Annotated in this window: 15 protein-coding genes; 9 read left to right on the top strand and 6 right to left on the bottom strand. The window is 40.3% G+C overall.

Annotated features, from left to right (window positions below; translation table 11 throughout):
• Window positions 1–89: 89 nt before the first annotated feature.
• The 4 genes from liaF to tig all read left to right on the top strand — a co-directional run bounded on the left by liaF (window position 90) and on the right by tig (window position 3820).
• Window positions 90–788: a cell wall-active antibiotics response protein LiaF gene (gene liaF, locus KJR31_RS04740; protein ID WP_214262314.1), complete on the top strand. Its 699-nt coding sequence runs from the start codon at window positions 90–92 to the stop codon at window positions 786–788.
• Window positions 785–1774 carry a sensor histidine kinase gene (locus KJR31_RS04735; protein ID WP_214262313.1) on the top strand — a complete coding sequence of 330 codons (990 nt, stop codon included), beginning with the start codon at window positions 785–787 and terminating at the stop codon, window positions 1772–1774. The genes liaF and KJR31_RS04735 overlap by 4 nt, the downstream gene beginning before the upstream one ends.
• Before the next feature lie 18 nt (window positions 1775–1792).
• Entirely contained in the window at window positions 1793–2425 is a 633-nt protein-coding gene (locus KJR31_RS04730; RefSeq protein WP_214262312.1) for a response regulator transcription factor, read from the top strand.
• 111 nt (window positions 2426–2536) lie between these two features.
• Window positions 2537–3820, top strand: a complete 1284-nt coding sequence (tig, locus tag KJR31_RS04725; protein WP_214262311.1) for a trigger factor — start codon at window positions 2537–2539, stop codon at window positions 3818–3820.
• A gap of 45 nt (window positions 3821–3865) precedes the next feature.
• Here tig and recD2 read toward each other — a convergent pair whose 3' ends face one another.
• From recD2 to rnhC, 3 genes are all read right to left on the bottom strand, one after another.
• Complete coding sequence (gene recD2 / locus KJR31_RS04720; protein ID WP_214262310.1) at window positions 3866–6232, bottom strand: SF1B family DNA helicase RecD2; 2367 nt, start codon at window positions 6230–6232, stop codon at window positions 3866–3868.
• A 90-nt stretch (window positions 6233–6322) separates the two neighbouring features.
• On the bottom strand, window positions 6323–6937 hold the full coding sequence (gene lepB / locus KJR31_RS04715; RefSeq protein WP_214262309.1) for a signal peptidase I: 615 nt from the start codon (window positions 6935–6937) through the stop codon (window positions 6323–6325).
• Window positions 6938–6946: 9 nt separating this feature from the next.
• Window positions 6947–7822 (bottom strand): ribonuclease HIII, encoded by an 876-nt coding sequence (gene rnhC, locus KJR31_RS04710; protein WP_214262308.1) that lies wholly within the window; start codon window positions 7820–7822, stop codon window positions 6947–6949.
• An 86-nt stretch (window positions 7823–7908) separates the two neighbouring features.
• Between rnhC and zapA the strand changes: the two genes are divergently transcribed.
• From zapA to KJR31_RS04690, 4 genes are all read left to right on the top strand, one after another.
• Window positions 7909–8211, top strand: coding sequence for a cell division protein ZapA (gene zapA / locus KJR31_RS04705; RefSeq protein WP_214262307.1), 303 nt, complete (start codon window positions 7909–7911; stop codon window positions 8209–8211).
• The gene (locus KJR31_RS04700) at window positions 8208–8756 is read left to right on the top strand and encodes a CvpA family protein (protein ID WP_214262306.1); all 549 of its coding nucleotides are present in this window, start codon (window positions 8208–8210) and stop codon (window positions 8754–8756) included. The genes zapA and KJR31_RS04700 overlap by 4 nt, the downstream gene beginning before the upstream one ends.
• Window positions 8757–8867: 111 nt before the next feature.
• Entirely contained in the window at window positions 8868–11204 is a 2337-nt protein-coding gene (locus tag KJR31_RS04695) for an endonuclease MutS2 (protein ID WP_214262305.1), read from the top strand.
• A 195-nt stretch (window positions 11205–11399) separates the two neighbouring features.
• Window positions 11400–12296, top strand: coding sequence for a TDT family transporter (locus KJR31_RS04690; RefSeq protein ID WP_214262304.1), 897 nt, complete (start codon window positions 11400–11402; stop codon window positions 12294–12296).
• Window positions 12297–12345: 49 nt separating this feature from the next.
• On the opposite strand, the gene KJR31_RS08555 is transcribed toward KJR31_RS04690, so the two are convergent.
• Genes KJR31_RS08555 through KJR31_RS04680 form a run of 3 tightly spaced genes read right to left on the bottom strand, consistent with a single transcriptional unit; the run spans window position 12346 to window position 13452 of the window.
• Window positions 12346–12687 (bottom strand): hypothetical protein, encoded by a 342-nt coding sequence (locus KJR31_RS08555; RefSeq protein WP_250319676.1) that lies wholly within the window; start codon window positions 12685–12687, stop codon window positions 12346–12348.
• A gap of 10 nt (window positions 12688–12697) precedes the next feature.
• A complete protein-coding gene (locus KJR31_RS04685; RefSeq protein WP_214262303.1) occupies window positions 12698–13240 on the bottom strand; it encodes a DUF3278 domain-containing protein in 543 nt (180 codons plus the stop codon).
• Window positions 13241–13257: 17 nt separating this feature from the next.
• The gene (locus tag KJR31_RS04680) at window positions 13258–13452 is read right to left on the bottom strand and encodes a helix-turn-helix transcriptional regulator (RefSeq protein ID WP_214262302.1); all 195 of its coding nucleotides are present in this window, start codon (window positions 13450–13452) and stop codon (window positions 13258–13260) included.
• A gap of 217 nt (window positions 13453–13669) precedes the next feature.
• On the opposite strand from KJR31_RS04680, the gene KJR31_RS04675 reads away from it, so the two are divergent.
• A complete protein-coding gene (locus KJR31_RS04675; protein ID WP_214262301.1) occupies window positions 13670–14503 on the top strand; it encodes a metallophosphoesterase family protein in 834 nt (277 codons plus the stop codon).
• Window positions 14504–14539: the final 36 nt, after the last annotated feature.

The raw sequence follows: 14539 nt of genomic DNA, 5'->3' as shown, positions 1-14539 counted from the left end.
TCGGGATTATAGTCCCGGTCTCTTTATCATTCCTCAGACTGATGTGACTTTTGGGATTTGTGATAAAATAAAGTAGAGAGGACGGTTACATGAGAAAATTTCAAATTTTTCTATTTATTGAAGCTTGTTTATTGACAGGAGCTCTGATTATGATGGTATCAGAGCATTTTTCCCGTTTTCTACTGATCTTGCTCTTGTTTTTACTGCTGATTCGATACTATACTGGAAAACAGGGCAATAATTCCATTTTAGTAGCAGTGAGCATCCTATTTTTCTTTATTATCATGCTCAATCCCTTTGTTATTTTAGCTATCTTTGTGGCCTTGATATACAGCCTTTTCTTGCTTTATCCCATGATGAATCAAGAAAGAGAAGATACCAACCTAGTCTTTGAAGATGTCATAACTGTAAAGAGGGAGAAAAATCGTTGGTTTGGAAATCTTCATCACTTCTCAAGCTACCAGACCTGTCGTTTTGATGATATTAATCTCTTTCGTCTTATGGGGAAAGATACTATTCATTTGGAGCATGTGATTTTGAGCAATCATGACAATGTCATCATCTTGAGAAAACTAGTAGGTACGACAAGAATTATCGTACCAGTGGATGTAGAAGTCAGCCTTAGTGTCAATTCTCTGTATGGAGATTTAACCTTCTTTGACCAGCCTAAACGTGCTTTACGGAATGAACAATTCCATCAAGAAACCAGAGACTATCTCAAGAGTCCTAAGAGTGTTAAGATTTTCTTAACAACCATGGTTGGAGATGTTGAGGTGGTGAGAGGATGAAAAAGCAACCCTATATTTTAATTGGACTCACCTCTGTTCTCTTTGTTGCTTTTCTATTTCGAAGCATTTTTAAGATCTTAGATTTGGAATGGACTTCTCTTTTCCAAGATTTAGAAAAGACAGAAAAAATCCTATTTCTAGCTTTGATGTTTAGTCTTGCTCTAGCCTTTTTATTGGTCTTGTTTTGGACAATGGTTGACGAAATTTCAAGAAGAAGAATCCAAGCAAATCTTAAAAATCTGCTGACTGGTAAAGAGATTAAAAGTCTTGGGGATGCCGACTTAGACGCAAGTTTTAAAAATTTATCAGGCAAGCTTGCTTTGTTGACAGAAGCTATTCAAAAAGCAGATAATCAAGCCTTGGTCAAGGAAGAGCAGGTTATTGAAAAGGAGCGCAAGCGAATTGCGCGTGACTTGCACGACACAGTTAGTCAGGAAATTTTTGCGGCCCATATGATGTTATCAGGACTCAGTCAACAAGCTTCCAGATTAGACAAAGAGAAGATGCAGACACAACTCCAGAGTGTGACAGCTATTTTGGAGACAGCCCAAAGAGATTTACGTATTCTACTTTTACATTTACGACCAATCGAACTGGAACAAAAGAGTCTGGTTGAGGGGATTCAGTTGCTTCTCAAAGAATTGGAAGAAAAAAGTGAACTCAAAGTCAGCTTTAAACATCAGGTAGACCAACTACCTAAAAAGATTGAGGAGCATGTCTTTCGTATCGTCCAAGAATTGTTCAGTAATACGCTTCGTCATGCCCAGGCTTCTTGTCTGGATGTTTATCTTTATCAAACGGAAACAGAGTTGCAGTTAAAGGTAGTAGACAATGGTCGTGGCTTTCAGCTAGGTGATGTTGATGAACTTAGCTATGGACTAAGGAATATCAAAGAACGAGTGGAAGATATGGCGGGGACCATCCAACTATTAACAGCGCCCAAGCAGGGGTTGGCAGTGGATATTCGTATACCCTTGCTGGATTGATGAACAAAAGGAAATAAAATGAAACTATTATTAGTAGATGACCACCAAATGGTGCGTCTTGGTTTAAAAAGTTATTTTGAATTACAAGATGGTGTAGAAGTTGTTGGAGAGGCAACTAATGGAGCTGAAGGGATTTCCATGGCTTTGGATCTTCGCCCCGATGTGATTGTGATGGATATTGTGATGCCAGAAGTCAACGGGATTGACGCAACACTAGCTATTCTCAAAGAATGGCCAGAGGCTAAAATCTTGATAGTGACCTCTTACCTAGACAATGAAAAAATCATGCCCGTTTTAAATGCGGGTGCTAAAGGCTATATGCTCAAGACATCAAGTGCTGATGAATTGTTCCATGCTGTTCAAAAGGTAGCGGCTGGAGAGTTAGCCATTGAACAAGAGGTGAGTAAGAAGGTGGAATACCACCGTAATCACGTCGAACTTCACGAAGAATTAACTGCCCGTGAACGAGATGTCCTTCAACTGATTGCAAAGGGGTATGAAAATCAGCGTATTGCTGATGAATTGTTCATCTCCCTCAAGACGGTGAAAACCCATGTTTCCAATATTCTTGCCAAACTTCAGGTCAGTGATCGTACCCAGGCAGCAGTTTATGCTTTTCAACATCATTTAGTGGGTTCTGATGAATTTTAGGGGAATAGAATGTAACTGAAGCATGGACGAAAAGCGCATCCATTACTTGAAAAAGTTCGCTACTATGTGGTATAATGGACTGTATTAAAAATTTTAAGGAGAAATGACAGAATGTCTGTATCATTTGAAAACAAAGAAACAAACCGTGGTGTCTTGACTTTCACTATCTCTCAAGACCAAATCAAACCAGAATTGGACCGTGTATTTAACTCAGTAAAGAAAACTCTTAACGTTCCAGGTTTCCGTAAAGGTCACCTTCCACGTCCTATCTTCGACCAAAAATTTGGTGAAGAAGCACTTTACCAAGATGCAATGAACGCTCTTTTGCCAGACGCTTATGAAGCAGCTGTTAAAGAAGCTGGTCTTGAAGTAGTTGCTCAACCAAAAATTGACGTAACTTCTATGGAAAAAGGTCAGGATTGGGTTATCACTGCAGAAGTTGTTACAAAACCTGAAGTAAAATTGGGTGAATACAAAAACCTTGAAGTATCAGTTGATGTAGATAAAGAAGTAACTGACGCTGATGTAGATGCACGTATCGAACGTGAACGCAACAACTTGGCTGAATTGGTGATCAAAGAAGGTGCTGCTGAAAACGGCGACACTGTTGTTATTGACTTCGTTGGTTCTATCGACGGTGTTGAATTTGACGGCGGAAAAGGTGAAAACTTCTCACTTGGACTTGGTTCAGGTCAATTCATCCCTGGTTTCGAAGACCAATTAGTTGGACATTCAGCTGGTGAAACTGTTGACGTTATCGTAACATTCCCAGAAGACTACCAAGCAGAAGACCTTGCTGGTAAAGAAGCTAAATTCGTAACAACTATCCACGAAGTTAAAGCTAAAGAAGTTCCAGCTCTTGACGATGAACTTGCAAAAGATATCGACGAAGAAGTTGAAACTCTTGACGAATTGAAAGAAAAATACCGCAAAGAATTAGCTGCTGCTAAAGAAGAAGCTTACACTGATGCCGTTGAAGGTGCAGCAATCGATAAAGCAGTTGAAAACGCTGAAATCGTAGAACTTCCAGAAGAAATGATCCACGAAGAAGTTCACCGCTCAGTAAATGAGTTCCTTGGAAACTTGCAACGTCAAGGTATCAACCCTGACATGTACTTCCAAATCACTGGAACTACTCAAGAAGACCTTCACAAACAATACGAAGCAGAAGCTGAGTCACGCACTAAGACTAACCTTGTTATCGAAGCAGTTGCGAAAGCTGAAGGATTTGACGCTACTGAAGAAGAAATCCAAAAAGAAATCGAGCAATTGGCTGCAGATTACAACATGGAAGTTGCCCAAGTACAAAGCTTGCTTTCAGCTGACATGTTGAAACACGATATCACAATCAAAAAAGCTGTTGAATTGATCACAAGCACTGCAACAGTAAAATAATCTGAAAAGATAAAAAACCACCGGATTCGGTGGTTTTTTTGTGCTTTATTTTCCGAAAAACTCCTCAAGGTCATCTTGGCTAATCCCAATCATGGCTGGGATATTAGTCCAGTTATCTTCAGTTAGTCTGTAAGATTGATGAGGGTTAATATGATTTGTGGGTTCGAGAATTGGCTCATTTACTTCTTCAGAGCTTTCAGTTAAGTCGCTGAAACGTTCAATCAGATAGGTTTTACGAGCTGTTCCGATATGTTTGGTCGCATAGTCAAAGGCTTGAAGTTCACCGAGTAGGATGAGTTTGCTTTTGGCCCGAGTAATAGCAGTGTAGATGAGATTACGCTCCAGCATGCGCTTGCTAGCACTAGTAATTGGAAGAATCACAACTGGAAACTCGCTCCCTTGTGACTTATGGATACTCATGGCATAGGCAAGACGGATCTTGTACCATTCATTTCGAGGATAGGAAACCTCGTTTCCATCAAAATCAATCATCATTTCATCTTGTTTGGACTCGGTGTATTTAGCAGGGATGAGGTCCGTAATGTAGCCTAGGTCTCCGTTAAAAACATTGACTTCTGCATCGTTGACCAGATGAATGACCTTATCTCCCGTACGATACTGAAATTGGCTTGCTTCAAAACTAATTTGTCCCTTTTGAAGAGGATTAAGTAGTTCTTGCATGAGTTGATTGATGGCATCGATTCCTGCTGCACCACGATACATAGGAGCCAGAACTTGGATGTCTCGAGCAGGGATACCACTTCTAATGGCTGCGTCTAGGATTTTTTCAATGGTAGCTGGGATATGATTACTAGCGATTTCAAAGTAGGAACGGTCTGCTTTTTTCTTGGTGAAATCTGCAGGCAAAATTCCCTGACGAATCTGACTAGCAAGGGTGACAATGGTTGATTCTTCGCTCTGACGATATATTCGTTCCAATCTCGTCTGCGGGATACTTGGAATCCGGAGTAAGTCAGCCAGAACTTGACCAGGGCTAACCGATGGCAACTGGTCACTATCTCCAACGATGAGAATTTTACTATTAGAGGAGATGTTTGAGAAGAGTTGATTGGCTAACCAGGTATCTACCATGGAAAACTCATCTACGATGATAAAGTCAGCATCTAGATAATCTTCCAAATGGCTTGTGTCGTCGTCACCAGTCATACCCAAGTGGCGGTGAATCGTTGCACTCGGCAAGCCTGTTAGTTCATTCATGCGACGAGCCGCACGACCAGTTGGAGCAGCAAGGAGAATCGGTAGATTACTTTTATTTCGAAGGTCCAGTCCTTCTAATAGAGCATAGACGGCAATAATCCCATTGATAACAGTGGTTTTACCTGTCCCAGGTCCGCCAGTCAGGATAAAGACCTTGTTTTGGATGGCATCGCAGATTGCCTGTTTTTGAATGGCATCGTATTGGATTCCTAATTCTTCCTCAACAGTTGCGATCTGCTCCTGGATGATTTTTATTTCATGTTTATTGGGTTCTTCTTTTTCAAGGATGCGAATGAGGTGATTGTGAATTCCCTCTTCAGCGAAAAAGAGGCTGTTGTCAAAGATTTTCGTATCAACTTGTTGGACTTTTTCTTCTTCAATGAGGTTGGACAGTTCTTGAGAAAGTTGACTTGGTTCCAGTTCTACAGGACGTGAGGATTCCAGTAGATCTAGAGTCTTTTCTAATAAGTCTCTAGCTTCAATATAAGTGTCGCCACTTTCCATGCAAGCGTTTAAAAGGCTATGAATAAGTCCTGCTCGGAAACGTTCGGGGGCCTGACTTTCAATGCCAAGTTCTTCTGCTAATTGGTCAGCGATGGTAAAGCCCAAGCCTTTGATATCCTCTACTAACTGATAAGGATAATTTTCAACAATATCGATGGTTTCCTCTTTATAAGTATCCTGGATTTGAATAGCTAATTTATTTGGAATCCCGTAGTTAGCAAGTTTGGCCAAGATCATTTCTGTACCGTAGTTGAGGCGGAGGGTAGAAACGAAGGCCTCACGACTTTTGGAAGATAGTCCTGAGATGGTTTCGAGCTTCTCAGGATGCTCCAGAATTTCATCGATGGTATTGTCTCCATAGAGTTCCACAATTTTTTGGGCAGTTTTAAGACCAATCCCTTTGAAGTGGCTACTTGAAAAATACTTGACTAATCCTTTACTAGTTGGCTTTGCTCGTTCGTAACGAGTCATTTGGAGTTGTTCCCCGTATTTGGAGTGTTGGACAATCTGCCCCCAAAAAGTGTATTCCTCTCCCTCAATGACATCAGCCATGGTCCCTGTAACAATGATTTCAAAATCATCAAAGTTTTCGGCATTGGTATCATCGATATCTAAAAGGAGAATACGGTAAAAGTTGCTGATATTTTCAAAAATAATACGTTCAATCGTACCTGTAAAATAAACTTCCATATAATTCCTTTACATTCATGAATGAGAGCAAATCATTCAGAATAGAATGAGAAGAGGCTGAGATTTAGATTTCTCGGCCTCTTAGTGTTCTTAAACTGTTCCAATACGTTTGAGTGGCCAGAAGCGGAATTTAGCCTCTCCGATGATATCTTTTGCTTTAAAGGTACCAACATGTCGACTATCGCTAGATACTAGACGGTCATCACCAAGTAGGAGGTATTGTCCCTCTGGAACAGTGAAGGTGAAACTAGTATTGAAATTAACATCTAAGGTAAAGGCCTCAGCTTTTTCAGCAAGGCTTCTAAAGTACTCACCTTTTTTTCCATCCCAGCTATCTCCAGCATAGGTAGATTGGAGTTTATCCTCTTTAAAGCGTTTGAGGTAATCTGCTAAATAAGGCTCATCAGTTTCTTGATCGTTGACGTAGAGCTTATCATTTTCGTAACGGATGGTATCACCTGGCAATCCGATGACCCGTTTCACAATATCTTTATTCCCCTCATCCTCATGAGCGACAACAATATCAAAGCGATCAATAGGGAGATGTTTGACAACAAAGAGAATTTCTCCATCAGCTAGAGTAGGATCCATAGAGTGTCCTTCTACACGGACATTGCTCCAGAGAAAGAGACGGCTGAGACCTATTAAGGCAATAATCAGGAAGAAAACTCCCCACTCTCTTATAAACGATTTTAAATATTTCATGGTATACCTCTATAGAAATTTTTTGGCTTTTTCAGTGTTTTTAAAATGCAGTTTGGCGCAGAAGTTGAGCCCCTTCATGCCATATGCTTGAAGGATTTGGCTAGCCACCTTGTCAGAAGCAGTTCCAGCACCACTTGGAAGTTGATAGCCCAGCTCTTTGCCTAGATTTTCAAGATTTTCTAGGAAGAGATCACGCGCAATGATAGAGCTAACTGCGACGGCTAGGTACTTGCCCTCAGCTTTTTCCTCTAGCGTGATTGGATTGGGAAAATGGTTGGCTTCATTTTTTAGATACTTTTCATAATTTTGTGAACTGGTAAAGGCATCGATAACAATTTTTTCAGGCTGAACTCCCTTTTGAAGAAGGAGAAAAATGGCCTGATTATGCAGAGCTACTTTGACGGAAACGGCATTGTAGCGCTCACCAATGACTTCGTTATACTTACTCGGAGAAAGTAGGAGTGCTTGATGTTGGATTTTTTCCTTCAGAAGGGGAGCAAGCTGACGAATCTTTTGGTCAGTCAGTGTTTTGGAATCCCCAACTCCGAGTTTTCTTAAAAAGTCATGCTGGTCAGGAGTCACAAATGACGCCACTACAGCCAGACCACCGAAGTAAGAACCATTTCCGACTTCATCTGTTCCGATTAAGGGGAAATTTTGCCCGCTAGCAACTTGCGCTACTTGATAACCAAAAAAGCTAGCATAGCTTTCAGCAGCTTCTCCTTGCAAGAGGACTTTCCCAGATGTATAGACAGAAACACTGGCTTGAGGAAGCTTTAAAAAGTAGCGAATATATGGATTTTTACTTGGAGCGAGGGCTTGTTCATGCTTTTGAACAAAAGCTTGAATGTCATTTTCACTCGGTGTTAATGTGATACTTGCCATAGTCTCTATTGTACCATAAAAGCAGTAGAATTGGTTAAAACTGACAAACTTAGTGAAATTTGGTATAATATCGTGAGGTGAATTTTATGGCAAATTTAAATCGATTCAAGTTTACATTTGGGAAAAAAACATTAACGCTGACAACTGAGCATGATAATCTTTTCATGGAGGAGATTGCTAAAGTTGCAACGGAAAAATATGAAGCAATCAAAGAACAAATGCCTGGAGCTGATGATGAGACAGTGGCGATTCTCTTAGCAGTCAACTGCTTGTCAACCCAGCTTAGCCGTGAGATTGAGTTTGATGATAAGGAGCAAGAGTTAGAATCGCTCCGTTATAAAGTGGTCGCTGCTAAACAAGAGCAGAGTAAGATAGGGGATTCCTTATGATTTCCATCCTACTCTTATTAATCCTTGCTTGGAGCTTTTATATCGGCTACCGCAGAGGAATTCTTTTACAAGCTTATTATCTTGTGGCTACGATTGTCTCAGCTTATTTTGCAAGCAACTATTACCTATCTTTAGGGCAAAAGTTCAATTTATTAATCCCTTATGCTAATCCGCAGGAAGGACAGGGAACTTACTTTTTCTCATCTGCTCAACTTTTCCAACTAGATAAGGTTTTTTACGCAGGAATTGGTTTTCTCTTAGCCTTTACAGTCTTTTACTGTATCGGGCGCTTGCTTGGTCTTTTTCTAAATCTAGTGCCGACCAAGATACTTGAAGGGAAATACTATCGTATCGCTGCAGGTGTGCTATCAGTCGGAGTAACCTTGTTTGTTCTCCAAATGATGCTAACGATCCTTGCGACTGTACCATTACAAATTGTTCAAAATTCACTTGAAAATAGCTTTGTAGCTAGACATATCATTCAAAGCATCCCAATCACAACTGGCTTGATTAAACAGCTTTGGGTTACTAAAATAATCGGATAACAAGGGCGGGAATCATTCCTAGCCTTTTGTTTACAATTTCGAAAAGTATGAGCTTGATTTAAAAAGGTGAAAAAAAAAGAAAAAGCATAACTTTTTTACTAAGGAAATAAGATGAATACAAAAATATTAGAAACGTTAGAATTTAATAAGGTCAAGGCTTTATTTGAGCCACATCTTTTGACGGAACAAGGGTTAGAGCAGTTAAAAGAACTTGTTCCGAGTGATAAAGGAGACAAGATTCAGCAAGCTTTTACTGAGATGAAGGAGATGCAAGAACTTTTTGTCGAGCATCCGCATTTCAGTATCTCAAGCACCAAAGACATTGCTGCAACCTGCAAACGTTTGGAGATGGGAGCAGACCTCAACATCGAGGAATTTCTCCTTCTCAAACGTGTCATTTTTGCCAGTCGTGAACTGAAAAACTTCTATGACAATCTTGAAAATGTGAGTTTGGACCACCTGGCCAATTGGTTTGAAAAACTTCATGATTTCCCGCATCTGCAGGGCAATCTCCAAGCCATCAATGAAGCTGGATTCATCGAGAATTTTGCTAGTGAAGATTTGGCGCGAATCCGTCGTAAAATCCACGACAGTGAGAGCCAAGTCCGTGATGTTTTGCAGGATCTTCTCAAACAAAAGGCGCAGATGTTGACAGAAGGCATTATCGCTAGTCGAAATGGTCGCCAAGTTCTTCCAGTCAAAAATACCTATCGAAACAAGATTGCTGGTGTTGTTCATGATATCTCTGCCAGTGGTAATACAGTCTATATCGAACCGCGTGAAGTGGTCAAGCTAAGTGAGGAGATTGCTAGTCTTCGTGCAGATGAACGCTATGAGATGTTGCGTATCCTTCAAGAACTTTCTGAGCGTGTACGGCCACACGCAGCTGAAATTGCAAATGATGCCTGGATTATTGGACATTTAGACTTGATTCGAGCAAAGGTCCGTTTTATCCAAGAGACAGGTGCAGTAGTTCCTCAAGTCTCTGAAGATCAGGAAATCCAACTCCTCCATGTTCGTCATCCCTTGGTGCAAAATGCCGTTGCAAATGATGTTCACTTCGGTAAGGAGCTAACAGCAATCGTTATCACTGGTCCCAATACGGGTGGTAAGACCATCATGCTAAAAACCTTAGGATTGACGCAATTGATGGCTCAGTCAGGTTTGCCGATTTTGGCGGATAAGGGAAGTCGTGTTGGAATTTTTGAGGAGGTCTTTGCGGATATCGGAGACGAACAATCCATCGAACAAAGCCTCTCAACCTTCTCTAGTCACATGACCAATATCGTAGACATCCTCGGTAAAGTCAACCAAAACTCCCTCTTGCTACTAGATGAGCTTGGAGCAGGTACAGATCCTCAGGAAGGAGCTGCCCTTGCCATGTCTATCCTAGAAGACTTGCGCTTGCGTCAGGTCAAGACCATGGCAACCACTCACTATCCTGAACTCAAGGCCTATGGGATTGAAACGGCTTATGTTCAGAACGCCAGCATGGAGTTTGATACAGCGAGCTTGCGACCAACCTATCGCTTTATGCAAGGAGTACCTGGTCGAAGCAACGCCTTTGAGATTGCTAAACGTCTAGGATTGTCAGAGGTCATTGTAGGTGACGCCAGCAAGCAGATCAACCAAGACAATGATGTCAATCGCATCATTGAGCAGTTGGAAGAGCAAACACTTGAAAGCCGGAAACGTCTTGAGAATATTCGTCAGGTCGAGCAAGAGAATCTCAAGATGAACCGTGCCCTTAAAAAACTCTACAACGAGTTCAATCGTGAAAAGGAAACAGAACTCAATAAGGCGCGTGAGCAAGCTGCTGAGATTGTTGAATTGGCTCTGGCAGAGAGTGATGATATTCTTAAAAATCTTCATAGTAAATCTCAACTCAAACCACATGAGATTATCGAAGCCAAGGCTAAGCTCAAAAAATTAGCCCCTGAAAAAGTTGACCTTTCTAAAAACAAGATTCTTCAAAAGGCTAAGAAGAAACGAGCTCCAAAAGTTGGGGATGATATTATCGTTTTAAGCTATGGTCAACGAGGTACCTTGACCAATCAGCTCAAGGATGGTCGTTGGGAAGCTCAGGTCGGCTTGATCAAGATGACGCTTGAAGAAAAAGAGTTTGACTTAGTTCAAGCGCAACAAGAAGCGCCTGTCAAGAAGAAACAAGTCAACGTGGTTAAACGTGCTGCAGGCAAAGGCCCACAAGCTCGACTAGACCTTCGTGGCAAACGCTACGAAGAAGCTATGGAAGCCTTGGATGCCTTCATCGATCAAGCCCTACTCAACAATATGGCTCAAGTCGATATTATCCATGGTATCGGTACAGGGGTCATCCGAGAAGGAGTAACCAAGTACCTACAAAGAAACAAGCAGGTCAAGAGCTTTGGCTATGCACCTCAAAATGCTGGAGGATCTGGAGCGACTATCGTTACCTTTAAAGGATAAGGAATCATCAAAAAAAACATAAAAGAGTACCTATCCCTTGATAAGTACTTTTTTTGATGAATCAATTTCAATTATTATTGTTAGTGAGTATTTTAAAAGGGGACAATAGTTTTATAGCCTAAAAAATGATGAAGGCTTGTCTAACTGAGCTTTATTTATGTTATACTGATAATAACATGATTATTGGAGGTTGGTATGAAAAAACTCCCCTTAGCCTTTTCAGGTTGCTTATTGGGATTGGCTGGTGCAGGAAATCTCATCTTGGATGTTTTTCCACTCTTATCGCAGGTCTTTAGTTTGTCAGGCTTGATTTTATGGTTTTATTTTTTATACAGTCATCTGCATCATTGGCAAGAAAGTAAACAGGAGTTGAAGAAAGCGCCTGTTTTATCGGCAACGGCACCCTTTCCTATGGCAGGGATGATCTTATCGACTTATTTGTTACGAATCTTACCCCTGAACATGAGCATTCTTGCGCAGATTCTCTGGTGGTTTGCTTTTCTTCTAGATGTAGGTTTAATCATCTACTTCACTAAAAATTATGTGCTGACCAAACCAAGAACGAGTGCAACGCCAAGTTGGACGGTTCTTTATGTGGGAATAGCAGTAGCAAGCTTGACCTACCCTGTGGTGGGTATTGTCGGGATTGCCTATGGGGCTTGGATTTTTGGTTTTATCTTAACCCTTATCCTTTACCCTTTGATTTATAAAGATTTGAAAAGAAATCCATTACCGCTGGCTTTACTGGGACAAGAAGGAATTTATTGCGCCCCCTTCTCGCTCCTTTTGGCAGCATTAGTGAGAGTAGGAGGATACAGTCTTCCTAGTTGGATTTTACTAGTTATGATCCTTGCATCACAGACCTTCTTTTTCTTTGTTCTTAGTCGCTTGCCAAGGATTTTAAAGCAAGGTTTCCAACCAGCCTTTTCAGCCCTAACCTTCCCAACCATCATAACGGCAACTTCATTGAAAATGGCCCAAGGTATTCTGCAGTTTTCGGTCCTCAACCTCCTCGTTTGGGCAGAAATTATCATTTGTTTAACAATCCTCATCTACGTATTAGTAGAGTATATACGATATTTAAGGAACTAAAAGAACCCCTAGCACGGAGAAGTGTTAGGGGTTTGATATTTGGTATATATTAAAAACCATTATTTTTATTGACTTCTGTAAAGAGCTGATAAAGAGTGTAGACGTAGATCAAACTAAAAATGATACAGATAGTTAGAAATAGGAGATATCTCCAATCCATGGGATTTGTTAAGAGTTGTGGTAAGCATACGAGAATAAAGCAGAGAGATGCGTTTAGAAGGCGTATTTTTTTGGATTTAATTTTCTGAAATCTCTGTCCCTTGTTCAAGACAGGAAGAGCTAACAGGAAGACTATCAGAAATGGACGTGTAATATGGCCATGAACTAAGAAAAAGGTTATAAAGATGCCGATTAAAATATGACTGAGCAGTAAATTTTGTAGTGATTTCATAAGTTTCCTCCTAATCGTCGTCGTGATCTTTTTTGGCTTTTCGAATGCGAAGCCAGACGACAAGTTGCATCATTAATCCGAAAAAGAAGGCTGCGAAAAGAATTGATGAAAAATGACCTAGATTGAAAAGAGAGTTGAAATAGTTCTTGCCATCATCCGTTAAGACATTGAGAAGTGGCATGCCAAAGAACATAAAGACTCCATATATAAGTCCAGCTTTAAGACCAGGGTAGCGCAATTGTTTTTGTTCTTTCTGGCTCAGCATATCAGGGTCGATAGCAGTAATACCTGTTTTTTTAGTTTGAATGCTGACATAGATAGCACAAACCATAGAAACCAGAAAAATGATGATTGGATAGCCAATGGCGACTATTTGAGGATATTTATAAGCAAGGACAAAGGGAATGAGATTACCAAATATCATCAGGTAAAAGAGGACCATAAAGACTTTATTTCCAATGCGATCCGCCTCGCGTCGTTTGTGTTCATCAAGTGGTCCAGAAATGCCATATGTGCGTTTAATCAGTTTTTCAGTAAAAGTTTCTTGTTTCATTTTCTTTTTCCTTTTTGTTAAAAATCATCTTCCCAAAAGAGACTATTAAGGTCCGTTTGGAGGGTACGAGCGAGATTGAGACAGAGTTCCAGGGTCGGATTGTACTTGTCGTTTTCAATCATGTTGATAGTTTGCCTCGAGACACCGATATCCTTAGCAAGTTCGAGTTGGGACATGCCCAGTTTCTTGCGAAATTCTTTTACACGATTCATGCTTCCTCCTTTTTATTTATGTCACATATATTTGACTATAGTATATTATTTTGGAAATAAAATGTCAACTATTTTTGACATATTTTTAAAAGAATCTTGGTGATAATATTTCCATTATAAAATCTTCTAGCGATTTTATGCTATAATGAAGAAAAGTACAGAATTATAAGAGTGAATTGGATAGACTGAAAACTATCCACTAAAGAAAGAGTAGAAAATGAAGCATAAGATTGCAATTTTATCAGATATTCATGGTAATACAACGGCCTTAGCTGGAGTGCTTGAGGACGCTAAAAATTTGGGAGCGACTGAATATTGGCTTCTGGGAGATATTTTTCTTCCTGGGCCGGGAGCGAATGACTTGGTAGCTCTTCTGAAAGACCTACCCATTACAGCATCCGTTCGAGGGAACTGGGATGATTGTGTATTAGAGGCGATAGATGGGCAATATGGTTTAGCGGATCCCGAAGAAATTCAGCTTCTCAGAATGACGCAGTTTTTGATGGAGCACCTAAACCCAGAGCATATTGATTGGTTGAGAAATCTACCTATGGTAGCCAAGAAAGAAGTTGAAGGCTTGCGTTTTTCTCTTTCTCATAATTTACCTGAGAAAAATTATGGTGGTGATTTGCTGGTTGAAAATGGTACAGAAAAATTTGACCAACTTTTAGATGAAGCTACAGATGTAGCCGTCTATGGTCATGTCCATAAACAACTTCTGCGTTATGGTAGTCAAGGTCAACAAATCATCAACCCAGGTTCGATTGGTATGCCTTATTTTAACTGGAAAGAGCTGAAAAATCACCGAGCCCAGTATGCCTTACTCGAAGTTGAAAATGGTGAGTTAGTCAATATTCAATTTCGTAAGGTTGCCTATGACTATGAAGCAGAGCTAGAATCAGCCAAGACCAAGGGCCTTCCTTTCATCGAAATGTATGAAGAACTACGACGTGAGGACAACTATCAAGGACATAATAGAGATTTGTTAGCTAGTTTAATTGAAAAACATGGATATGTAGAGGATGTCAAGAATTATTTTGATTTTTTGTAAAAGGTGCTTTAACGAACAGATACTAAATAAACGATT

This window comes from Streptococcus infantis (genome assembly GCF_018499575.1).
Classification (GTDB): domain Bacteria; phylum Bacillota; class Bacilli; order Lactobacillales; family Streptococcaceae; genus Streptococcus; species Streptococcus infantis_K.
The sequence above is the reverse complement of the archived record's forward strand: the minus strand, read 5'-3'. Positions and strand labels throughout refer to the sequence as shown.

What these genes read in the sequence shown, in the direction of transcription:
- liaF (WP_214262314.1), top strand. Translation starts at nt 90, where the DNA reads ATGAGAAAATTTCAAATTTTTCTATTTATTGAAGCTTGTTTATTGACA.
- KJR31_RS04735 (WP_214262313.1), top strand. Translation starts at nt 785, where the DNA reads ATGAAAAAGCAACCCTATATTTTAATTGGACTCACCTCTGTTCTCTTT.
- KJR31_RS04730 (WP_214262312.1), top strand. Translation starts at nt 1,793, where the DNA reads ATGAAACTATTATTAGTAGATGACCACCAAATGGTGCGTCTTGGTTTA.
- tig (WP_214262311.1), top strand. Translation starts at nt 2,537, where the DNA reads ATGTCTGTATCATTTGAAAACAAAGAAACAAACCGTGGTGTCTTGACT.
- recD2 (WP_214262310.1), bottom strand. Translation starts at nt 6,232, where the DNA reads ATGGAAGTTTATTTTACAGGTACGATTGAACGTATTATTTTTGAAAAT.
- lepB (WP_214262309.1), bottom strand. Translation starts at nt 6,937, where the DNA reads ATGAAATATTTAAAATCGTTTATAAGAGAGTGGGGAGTTTTCTTCCTG.
- rnhC (WP_214262308.1), bottom strand. Translation starts at nt 7,822, where the DNA reads ATGGCAAGTATCACATTAACACCGAGTGAAAATGACATTCAAGCTTTT.
- zapA (WP_214262307.1), top strand. Translation starts at nt 7,909, where the DNA reads ATGGCAAATTTAAATCGATTCAAGTTTACATTTGGGAAAAAAACATTA.
- KJR31_RS04700 (WP_214262306.1), top strand. Translation starts at nt 8,208, where the DNA reads ATGATTTCCATCCTACTCTTATTAATCCTTGCTTGGAGCTTTTATATC.
- KJR31_RS04695 (WP_214262305.1), top strand. Translation starts at nt 8,868, where the DNA reads ATGAATACAAAAATATTAGAAACGTTAGAATTTAATAAGGTCAAGGCT.
- KJR31_RS04690 (WP_214262304.1), top strand. Translation starts at nt 11,400, where the DNA reads ATGAAAAAACTCCCCTTAGCCTTTTCAGGTTGCTTATTGGGATTGGCT.
- KJR31_RS08555 (WP_250319676.1), bottom strand. Translation starts at nt 12,687, where the DNA reads ATGAAATCACTACAAAATTTACTGCTCAGTCATATTTTAATCGGCATC.
- KJR31_RS04685 (WP_214262303.1), bottom strand. Translation starts at nt 13,240, where the DNA reads ATGAAACAAGAAACTTTTACTGAAAAACTGATTAAACGCACATATGGC.
- KJR31_RS04680 (WP_214262302.1), bottom strand. Translation starts at nt 13,452, where the DNA reads ATGAATCGTGTAAAAGAATTTCGCAAGAAACTGGGCATGTCCCAACTC.
- KJR31_RS04675 (WP_214262301.1), top strand. Translation starts at nt 13,670, where the DNA reads ATGAAGCATAAGATTGCAATTTTATCAGATATTCATGGTAATACAACG.